This window comes from Pseudoscardovia radai (genome assembly GCF_002259605.1).
Taxonomy (GTDB): Bacteria; Actinomycetota; Actinomycetes; order Actinomycetales; family Bifidobacteriaceae; genus Pseudoscardovia; species Pseudoscardovia radai.
In genome coordinates, this window is sequence record NZ_MWWR01000003.1 from 108,041 (window position 1) to 118,430 (window position 10,390).

General features: G+C 70.5%; 2 protein-coding genes. Both read left to right on the top strand.

The window, feature by feature from the left end; genetic code table 11:
• The first annotated feature begins 14 nt into the window (after positions 1-14).
• Complete coding sequence (locus PSRA_RS01605; protein WP_094660114.1) at positions 15-9,560, top strand: type I polyketide synthase; 9,546 nt, start codon at positions 15-17, stop codon at positions 9,558-9,560.
• Positions 9,561-9,719: 159 nt separating this feature from the next.
• Entirely contained in the window at positions 9,720-10,187 is a 468-nt protein-coding gene (locus tag PSRA_RS01610; protein ID WP_169712459.1) for a holo-ACP synthase, read from the top strand.
• The last annotated feature ends 203 nt before the right edge of the window (positions 10,188-10,390 follow it).

The window sequence follows — 10,390 nt, forward strand, 5'->3', positions numbered from 1 at the left end:
AGGAGATACAAGGCATGACTTCCTTCCTGACCCGCCTGTGCGACGCACAGGTCATCCTCACTTTCGCCGGCCAGTCCACGCCGTGGACGGCCGCCCTTCGCGAGCTGGACAACGACCCCGACCTTTCGGAGCGTCTGCACGCCTACGCGGCGGATTCCGAGCGCCTGCTCGAGCCCATCGCCGCCGACCTGCTGGCCACCACCGGCGAAAGCGCCGATCTGTTCGACTATGCATCCGACTCCCCGGTGCTCGGCGCCGCCGCCGACGCGGCCGTGAGCGTGCCCGGCATCGCGCTCGCCCAGCTGGGCGCGCTGCTGTCGGCGGCCGACCTCGGCTTCAAGGCCTCCGCCGTCTCGCCGATCGCATCCCTGGGCCACTCCCAGGGCGTGCTGGCCGTCGACATGGTGCAGGCCGCCCACGAGGCGTCGGACGCGCAGTCCACGCGCGACGCCATCGTGCGCATCCTCGCCATCGCGCGCCTCATCGGAGCGGCCGGCGCCCGCCAGTCGCATCTGCTCGGCCTCGAGGGCGAGCGCGGCACGTCGCCCATGATGTCCATCAAGGGCGCCACCCGCGCCCAGGTGGAGGAGCTTATCCGCCGCGTCGCCAACCCGGCCGGCCCCATCGCCATCGGCGTCACCAACTCTCGCACGCATATGGTCGTCTCCGGCCACCCGGCCGACCTTGCCAGGCTCGAGCGCCAGATCGGCCTCGAGCACGAGCGTCAGGCCAAGCTGCGCGCACAGAAGGTGCGCGGCGGCAAGGTGTTCGACCCCTCCGTCGAATACCTCGAGGTCACCGTGCCGTTCCACTCCGAGCTGATGGAACCCGCCGTGGCCCAAGTGGAGGAATGGGCCGCCCGCTGCGGCCTTGATGGCGCGCAGGCCCGCCGTCTCGCCTCACAGGTGCTCACCGACGACGTGGACTGGAGCGGCCAGGTGGCCGAAGCGCTCGCGAAGGCGGATGCCTCGAAGGTGTGGTTCGTCGACTTCGGCCCCGGCGTCACGGCGGCCAAGCTCACCGGCGCCCTGGTGGACGGCACCGGCGCGGGAATCGTGTCCCTTTCCACCGCAAAGGACCGCGTCGCCGCCGTGGAGCTCGAGGAAGAGCCGCACCGCCTCGCCGATTGGTCCCGTTTCGCGCCGCGCGTCATCGAAACCGCCGCGGGCCGCGAGGTGAGCACGGCCTTCACGCGCCTGACCGGCAAGAAGCCGATTCTGCTCGCCGGCATGACGCCCACCACCGTCGATCCCGAGATCGTGGCGGCGGCCGCGAATCGCGGCTACTGGGCCGAGCTCGCCGGCGGCGGCCAGGTGACCGAGGAGGTGCTCGACCGCCATGTGGCCGAACTCCAAAGCCAGCTGCGCGAAGGCGCGAGCGTGGAGTTCAACGCCATGTTCATGGACCGCTACCTGTGGAACCTGCAGTTCGGCGGCAAGCGCCTCGTGCCGCGCAAGCGCGCGTCCGGCGCCCCGATCGACGGCGTCGTGGTGTCCGCGGGCATCCCGGAGTTCGACGAGGCCGTCGAGCTCGTGCACACCCTGAACAAGGACGGCTTCCCGTATGTGGCGTTCAAGCCCGGCACCGTGGACCAGATCCGCCAGGTGCTGCGCATCGCGCAGGCCGTGGAGCCCGTGACCGTCATCATGGAGGTGGAGGGCGGCTCCGCCGGCGGCCACCATTCGTGGGAAAGCCTCGACGATCTGCTCGTCAGCACCTACGCGCAGGTGCGCGACCACCGCAACGTCGTGCTCGTCGCCGGAGGCGGCATCGGCACGCCGCAGCGCGCGGCCGACTACATCTGCGGCCAGTGGAGCGAACGCTACGGCGTGCCGCGCATGCCCGTCGACGGCGTGCTCGTGGGCACCGCCGTCATGACCGCCAAGGAGGCGCATACCAGCGAGCAGGTCAAGGACCTTCTCGTGGCCACGCCCGGCATCGACCCGGACGCGAAGGACGGCGACGTGTTCGCGCCGCTGGGGGAGAGCTGGGTGCCGTCCGGCAAGGAGCGCGGCGGCATGACCTCCGGCCTGTCGCATCTGCACGCCGACCTGTACGAGATCGAGAATTCCTCCGCCCGGGCCGGACGCCTCATCGTGCATCTGGAGAAGCACCCCGAGGAGCTCGCCGCCCGACGCGACGAGGTGATCGCCGCGCTGGACGCCACGAGCAAGCCGTATTTCGGCGACCTCGACGCCATGACCTATCAGGAGTGGGCGCAGCGCTTCGCCGACCTGTGCTACCCGTGGGCCGACCGCACCTTCGCCGACCGCTTCCTGCACCTGCTGCACCGCATCGAGGCGCGTGTCACCGAGCAGGACACCGGCGAGTTCACGTCCCTGTTCGCCGACACCGACGCCGTGCTCGACGCCCCGGCGGCGCTCGACCGCCTCGCCGAGGCCTACCCGCAGGCCGGCGAGCTGCATGTGACGCCGACCGACGCCGCCTGGTTCCCGGCGCTGTGCCGCGAATACCCCAAGCCCGTGCCCTTCGTGCCCGTCATCGACGGCGACCTGCTGCGCTGGTGGGGCCGCGACCAGCTGTGGCAGTCCGAGGACCCGCGCTACTCCGCCGATTCCGTGCGCATCATCCCCGGCCCCATCGCCGTCGCGGGCATCACGACCAAGAACGAGCCGGTGACGGATATCCTGGGGCGCTTCGCCGACGCATGCCTCGAGCGTGCGCAGGCCGACGATGGCGCCGACGATACTTCCGACGATTCCGCCGTCGCGACGGCTTTCGCCGCCCTCGACGGTGCCACGGACCCCGAGGCCGCCATCCGCCGCACCCCGCATATCAGCTGGATGGGCCATATGATGGACAACCCGGCCTTCGGTACGCCTGAGGGCGATGAGACCTACGAGATCACGCCCGCCGCCGATGACGCCGATTCCGCCTCGTCCGCCATCACGCGGTGGGACCTCGACGTGCATCTCGACACGCACTGGGACGGTGAAAAGGACGGCGGCACCGGCAAGCACGCCGTGCGCGACATCGTCATCCCGCTCACCCTCGACGCCGACGCGCCGTACCTCATGCCCGTCGTTGACAAGGCGCGCCTGCCCAAGCATGTCTACGCCATGCTCGCCGCCACCGCCGGCATCGGCAACACCGCCATCACCGGCGACGTGCTCGACGCGATGCCGCAGGTCACCGTGAGCGACGCGGACCGCGAGCAGGGTCACCCCTTCGGCCATGTGGAGTCGCACTACACGCTGTCCGCCAACCTTGGCCCCGACCATGAGACCGTCACCGGCGCGGCGCTTCCCGGCACGCTTGCCAAGGCGCGCATCGTGCCCGACGCCCTCGTCGGACCCGCCTGGCCCGCCATCTACGCGGCCCTTGGCTCCGTCCACGACGGCGACACGCCGATTATCGAAGGCCTGCTCAACGCAGTGCACCTCGACCACCTCATCCGCCTGTCCGACGATCGCGACGCGCTCGCGGCGCATACCGGCCAGAGCGTGAACCTCTCCGCATGGGCTGAGGACTACGTGGAATCCGCCTCCGGCCGCGTTATCACCATCCATGTGACGCATATCGCGAAGGACGGCACCGTCCTGGCCGAGCAGACCGAGCGCTTCGCCATCCGCGGCCGCGCCTACAGCGCCGAGCTGCCGGCCGACGCACCCGCCAACGGAGGCATCGTGGCGGACATACGCGACACCCCGCGCCGTCTGCTGCGCCGCGTCACCGTCACCGCGCCCACCGACATGACCGCCTTCGCCCGCACCTCCGGCGACTTCAACCCCATCCACACGTCCCGCCGCGCCGCCGCCATCTCCGGCCTGGCCGCGCCCCTCGTGCACGGCATGTGGCTGTCCGCCACGGCGCAGCACGCCGTCGAGGCGCGTGACGCCAAGGGCAACGCCTGGCCGATCGAAGGCTGGACGTACACGATGTACGGCATGGTGCAGCTCGGCGCCACCGTCACGATCGATGTGGAGCGCATCGGCCGCGTGGCCGGCCGCGGCATCGTGCTCGAAGTGACGTGCCGCGCCGACGGCGAGCTCGTCTCGCGCGCCACCGCCATCACCCGCGCGCCCATCAGCGCCTTCGTCTACCCCGGCCAGGGCATCCAGCACAAGGGCATGGTGCTCGACGAGCGCACCAAGAGCGCCGCCGCCCGCGAGGTGTGGGAGCGCGCCGACGCGGTCACGCGCAGCCAGCTCGGGTTCTCGATCCTCGCCATCGTGCGTGACAACCCCACCGACATCATCGCCAACGGCGTGCACTACCACCACCCGGACGGCCTGCTCAACCTCACGCAGTTCACGCAGGTGGCGCTCGCCACCGTGGCCTTCGCGCAGTCCGCGCGCCTGCGCGAGGCGGGGGCGCTGGTGGAGGGCTCCTACTTCGCCGGCCATTCCCTCGGCGAATACGATGCGCTGAGCTCCTTCGCGGGCATCATCCCGCTGGAAACCGAGCTCGTGCTCGTGTTCCACCGCGGCTCCACGATGCACCATCTCATCGAACGCGACGAGCAGGGCCGCTCGAACTACCGCATGGGCGCGCTGCGCCCCAACCAGTTCGGTGTGGGCGACGACGGCGTCAAGGAGTACGTGGCGCAGGTCGCCAAGGAAAGCGGCGAGTTCCTCGAGATCGTCAACTACAACCTCGAGGGCGCCCAGTACGCCGTCGCCGGCACCATCGCGGGTCTCAAGGCCCTGCGTGACGACGCGAACCGCCGTGCCAAGGAGGCGGGCGGCAAGCCGGCGTTCATGTTCGTGCCCGGCATCGACGTGCCGTTCCATTCGAGCAAGCTGCGCCGCGGCGTGCCTGAGTTCCGTGACAAGCTCGACGCCCTGCTGCCGCAGCATATCGACTACTCGCGCCTCGTGGGCCGCTACATCCCGAACCTCGTGGCCCGGCCCTTCGAGATGACGAAGGACTTCGCCCGCTCGATCCTCGACGTGGTGCCGTCCGAGCGCATCAGGAAGGCGCTCGAGAAGGACTCCGTGTGGGATTCCTACGCCAAGGACGACCAGAAGCTCGGCCGCCTGCTGCTCACCGAGCTGCTCAGCTGGCAGTTCGCGTCGCCGGTGCGCTGGATCGAGACGCAGCGCCTGCTGTTCACACCGCGTGAGGAAGGCGGCCTGGGCGTCACCAACTACGTGGAGGTGGGCCTGGGCAAGTCCCCGACGCTGGCGAACCTCGGCGCCAAGACGCTGCGCCTGCCGCGTTTCGAGGGCCTGGACGTGACCGTGCGGAATGTGGAGCGCGACGAGGCCCGTGTGTATTGCACGGACACGGATTCGCTGGTTCCGCAGGAGGATCTGGAGGAGGCGCCGGCATCCGCGCCGGCCGCGGCCTCCACGATGGCTGCTGCGTCCGGTGCCGCCGCGTCCGCGACGCCGGCGGCTTCGGCGGCCGCCGCGACGCCTGCTCCTGCAGCTGCCGCGTCCGCGTCCGCCGCGCCTGCGCCTGCGCCCGCCGCGCCGGCAGCCTCCGGCCCTGTCGCCGACCTGCCGTTCACGGCGGCCGACGGCATCAAGACCCTGCTGGCCTACGAGTCGAAGGTGCGCCCCGACCAGATCGGCGACCAGGACACCACCGATACGCTGACCAACGGCGTGTCGTCCCGCCGCAACCAGCTGCTCATGGATATCACGGGAGAGCTGGGTGTGCCCAGCGTCGAGGGAGCGGCCGAGGCCACCGTCGCCAAGCTCACGGGAATCGTGACCTCGGTGGCCCCCAAGTACCGCGCCTTCGGGCAGGTGCTCAGCGAGGCCGTGCGCGAACGCCTCCATGCGCTGTTCGGCTCCGCCGGCGTCAAGCCCACGCATATCGCGCAGCGTCTGAACGATTTCTGGGGTCTGGGCGAGGGGTGGACGGCCTTCGTCACGGCCGCCATCCTGCTCGGCACCCGCGAGGGCGCCAGCTCGCGAGGCGGTGACCTCGCCACGCTGCCAGCCAACCCGGTGGCCAACACCGCCGAGGCGGACGCGCTCATCGACGCGGCCGTGCAGCAGGTGGCCGGCGAGCACGGCGTGGCTGTGGCCCCCGTCTCCGCAGGAGCAGGCGCCGGCGGCGCCGTCGTGGATTCCGCCGCTCTCGACGCCTTCGCCAGCTCCGTGACCGGCAAGGACGGCGTGCTCGCCTCCACCGCGCGCTTCGTGCTCGGGCAGCTTGGCGTCGAAGCGCCGCAGCCGACTGGGGACGACGACGAGGACGCGCGCCGCACCGTCGAGGCTGTCGAAGCCGAGCTCGGGGCGAAATGGGTGGAGCAGGTCACGCCGCGCTTCGACGAACGCAAGGCGATTCTGTTCGACGACCGCTGGGCCTCGGCCCGCGAAGACCTCGCGCATATCTATTACGGCCATGACGAGGAGCGCGCCGCGCTCGACTTCACCGGCGCCGGCGAGGCCGTGGCCGAGCAGGCCCGCTGGTACGCGGAGCAGGCCGCGAAGGGCGGCGACAAGACGCTGCGCGACGTGTTCCGCCGCATCGCCGAGCAGGCCGCGATGGATGCCGATGCCGTGGCCGCGGCCGACGAGGAAGCCGCGAAGAAGGCGTCCAAGGCGCTGAAGAAGGCCGCCTCCGGCAAGCAGGGCGCGGATGCGTCCGACACGATGGCCGCCTCCGACAGCGCCGAGGTGCGCGCCGCGCGCCGCTTCGACGGCGACATCGCCGTCGTCACCGGCGTGTCCGCCAACTCCATCGCCGGACAGGTCGTGGCAGGCCTGCTGGCCGGCGGCGCCACGGTGATCGCCACCAGCCACAGCTTCCGCCCGTCCATCGTGCAGTGGGCCAAGAGGACGTACCGCACGCATGTCACGCGCGGCGCGGCCCTGTGGCTTGTGCCCGCGAACCTGTCGAGCTACCGCGACGTGGACGCGCTGATCGAATGGATTGGCACGGAGCAGCGTGAGACGCACGGTGCCACCACCACCGTCATCAAGCCGGCGCTCGAGCCCACGGTGCTCTTCCCGTTCGCCGCACCGCCCGTGCATGGCACGATGGCGGATTCGGGCGAGCTGTTCGAATCCCAGGCACGCCTCATGCTGTGGGGCGTGGAACGCCTCATCGCGGGGCTGTCCGCCATCGGCGCCGACACGGACGTGGACCACAGGCTGCACGTGGTGCTGCCCGGCTCGCCCAACCGCGGCGTGTTCGGCGGCGACGGCGCGTACGGCGAGGTCAAGAGCGCCTTCGACGCGCTCGTCAACCGTGCGCGCCCCGAGCGCGTGTGGTCCGACCGCGTCACCTTCGCCCACCCCAAGATCGGCTGGGTGCGCGGCACCGGCCTCATGGGCGGCAACGACCCGCTCGTCGAAGTGGTTCAGAGGCATGGCCTGACCACGTATTCCACCGAGCAGATCGCGAATCGTCTGCTCGACCTCGCCACCGCCGACGCCCGCGCGAAGGCCGCGGCGGACGGTCCGCTCGACGTGGACCTCACCGGAGGCCTGGGCAGCGAGCCGCTCGACATCCGCGCCCTGCGCGCGGAGGCCGAGGCGGATGCGGCGGCGAAGGCCGCGGTGGCGCAATCGTCGGATTCCCCGGTGCAGGCCGCAGCCGCGCCGCAGACGCGCATCAAGGCGCTGCCCACGCCGCGCGTGCCGCGCCAGCCCGTCGCCGACCTCGCCGAATGGAGCGGCGTCACCGCCCGCCCCGAGGACGAGGTGGTTATCGTGTCCATCGGCGAACTGGGCCCGTGGGGCTTCGGTCGCACGCGTTTCGAAGCCGAGCTGGGCATCCGTTCGGACGGCACGGTCAACCTCTCTGCCATGGGTGTGCTTGAGCTTGCCTGGAACATGGGACTCGTCTCGTGGCAGGACAACCCGCAGCCGGGCTGGGTGGACGCCGACGGCGAGCCGATCGCCGAGGAGGACATCGCCGACCGCTACCGCGACGAGGTGATCGCTCGCTCCGGCATCCGTCCCTTCACCGAGGCGATGGGCGTGAGCTACAAGGACGGCAGCGACGAGGAATCCGCCGAGGTCTTCCTCGACCACGACGTCACCTTCAGCGTGGCCAACCGCCAGATGGCCGACGAATACGCCGCCGCCGACCCCGTGCACACGCGCATCGGACGCGACGAGGAAACCGGCGAATGGACCGTCACGCGTCTCAAGGGCGCCAGCGCCTTCGTGCCGCGCCGCGCCACCATGACGCGCACCGTCGGCGGCCAGTTCCCCGACGGCTTCGATCCCACGCGCTGGGGCATCCCGGCCTCCATGGTCGGTGACGTGGACCCGATCGCGCTGTGGAACATCGTCACCACCGTCGACGCATTCCTCTCCGCCGGATTCAGCCCCGCCGAACTGCTGCAGTCCGTGCACCCCGCACAGGTGGCCGACACGCAGGGCACCGGCTTCGGCGGCATGCATTCCATGCGCCAGCTGTACGTGGACCGCTACCTGAACCGCGAATACCCCAGCGACATCCTGCAGGAGGCGCTGCCGAACGTCGTGGCCGCGCATGTGATGCAGTCCTACATCGGCGGCTACGGCGCCATGGTGCAGCCGGTCTCCGCCTGCGCCACCGCCGCCGTGTCCATCGAGGAGGGCTTCGACAAGATTCGCCTGGGCAAGGCCGACTTCGTGGTTGCCGGCGCCATCGACGACATCGGCGTCGAATCCGTCAACGGCTTCGGCTACATGAACGCCACCGCGAACTCGCAGGAGATGGCTGACAAGGGCATCGCCCCGCGCTTCTTCTCGCGCGCCAACGACAGGCGCCGCGGCGGATTCATCGAAGCGCAGGGCGGCGGCACCGTGCTGCTCACCCGCGGCGACATCGCGCTGCGCCTGGGGCTGCCCGTCGCCGGCGTGGTGGGGTATGTGCGCTCCTTCGCGGATGGCGCGCATACGTCCATCCCGGCGCCCGGCCTTGGTGCGCTCGCGGCGGCGCAGGGCGGCAGGGACTCCGCGCTCGTGCGCGACCTCGCGGCGCTCGGCGTGGAGCCGGACGACATCGCCGTGGTTTCCAAGCACGACACGTCCACGAATGCCAACGACCCCAACGAGTCCGAGCTTCACAACACCATCGAGCACGCCATCGGCCGCACGGCCGGCAACCCGCTCTACGTGGTGTCGCAGAAGAGCCTGACCGGCCACGCCAAGGGCGGCGCCTGCGTGTTCCAGGTGCATGGCCTCACGCAGATCTTCGCATCCGGCACCGTGCCGGCGAACGCATCGCTCGACTGCGTGGACCCCAAGCTCGAGCGCGACGACTTCATGGTGTGGCTGCGCGAGCCGCTCGACCTCGGGGCCGCCGGCCGCACGGTGAAGGCGGGGCTCGCCACGTCCCTCGGCTTCGGGCATGTTTCCGGCCTCGTGGCGCTCGTGCACCCCGGTGCGTTCGAAGCCGCCGTGGCGAAGACCGCGGGCCAGGACGCGCTGGACGCGTGGCGTGCGCACGCCGACCGCCGTCTGGCCGCGGGCGCTGAGCGCCTGGCCGCCGGCATGCTCGGCCACGCGCCGCTGTTCGAGCCGGTGGAGGGCCGCCGTCTGCGCGAGGACGGCCACGGCTACGATGCGCATGAGGTGGAGAAGGCCATGCTTCTCGACCCCGAGGCGCGTCTGGGGGCCGATGGGTATTACGACGCGCGGTAGGCGCGGCATGGTCTGAGGGCCCTTGGCGGACAAGCGGGTTCCGGTGTCGGTTTCGGCATTGGGGCCCGCTTTTCGTTGTGTGTGGGTGCGTTGTGTAGTGACTGCATTGTGTGGCGACTGCATTGTGCGGCGGCGGCATTGCGCGGTAGCGTGGTGGGCATGACAGACCGACAGGTGGATTCCGCGCGTCCTGCGGGAACGGAATCGTGGCAGGTGGCGGGCGTGGGGCATGACGTGGTTGATGTTCCTGCGTTCGCCGAGCAGCTGGCGATGCCCGGCACGCGTTTCGCCGCGCGCGCGTTCGCGCCCGTGGAGCTGAGGCAGTGCGAGGAGCGCGCCGCGCGGGCGGGCGACGGCACGGCCGTGCATCTGGCCGCGCGGTGGGCCGGCAAGGAGGCTGTGCTCAAGGCGTGGTCCGAGGCGCTGGGGCCGGGGGAGGCGCCGTATACGATCGACGATTTCCCATGGCGCGACGTGCGCATCGTGGAGGATGCACGGCACCGGCCGCGCGTCATGCTGACGCCTGCGGTGGAGGCGCGGCTGCCGTTCCCGATCCGGTGGCATGTGAGCCTGAGCCACGATGGCGCCGTCGCGTCGGCCTTCGTCGTGGCAGAGAGGTTGGCGTGAGTCGCGATGCTTCCGGCGGGGCATGAAAAATCCACAAAGTCGCGACACGCCGAGAAAAACGTACTTGTACAGTGGTGGCAGCAACGGAAGGGGCGGTGCAGAATCGTTGGGAACAGGCGCTTTGCGGAGTTTTCATACGATTGTGCGGGGTCGCTCGCGCGGCCGCGGTGCGTCGTCCCTCCGCGCAACGGACGAAACGTGTA

What these genes read in the sequence shown, in the direction of transcription:
- PSRA_RS01605 (WP_094660114.1), top strand. Translation starts at nt 15, where the DNA reads ATGACTTCCTTCCTGACCCGCCTGTGCGACGCACAGGTCATCCTCACT.
- PSRA_RS01610 (WP_169712459.1), top strand. Translation starts at nt 9,720, where the DNA reads ATGACAGACCGACAGGTGGATTCCGCGCGTCCTGCGGGAACGGAATCG.